The organism is Paenibacillus pasadenensis, assembly GCF_023715725.1.
GTDB lineage: Bacteria > Bacillota > Bacilli > Paenibacillales > Paenibacillaceae > Paenibacillus_O > Paenibacillus_O pasadenensis_A.
In genome coordinates this window covers 1-456 of sequence record NZ_JAMBOT010000050.1, presented here as the reverse complement: position 1 = coordinate 456, position 456 = coordinate 1, and the positions used below count along the sequence as shown (strand labels likewise).

Annotated in this window: 1 protein-coding gene; it reads right to left on the bottom strand. The window is 36.6% G+C overall.

The annotated features are described in order from the left end of the window. Nucleotides 1-456: sensor histidine kinase (locus tag M3223_RS23905; RefSeq protein ID WP_251566284.1), on the bottom strand; the 456-nt coding region annotated here is incomplete at both ends.

Genomic DNA, 456 nt, shown 5'->3' with positions numbered 1-456 from the left:
CAGATGAATTGCTAAGTCATGACGATGTTTAAAGCCGTATTTCAGACTGTTTTCAATAATTGGCAATAAGAACAGCTTGGGAATCGGTAAATCTAACGCTGCGTCTTCGATTTCAAGTTGATAGGTAAAATCTTGAAAGCGAATGCGATTAATCATTAAGTATTCTTCTAAATAGCGCAAGTCCGTCCGCAAGGTCACTTCTTCCGTCTTTTCTTCGATACTGTAACGCAAAATTTTTGTTAATCTCAGAATTAACTGATTCGATAAAGCTGGATCAAAGGCAATCGATGCTCGAATCACTTCCAAGGTATTGTAAAGGAAGTGTGGGTTAAATTGAGCCTCCAACATCTTTCTTTCGGCCAGAGTATTCTCTTTCAATAAATTGATATTCTTTTGATGAGCGCCAGATAATTCATCAAGCATTTCGTTGATTTTAGTTGAAATCAGTTCAAATTC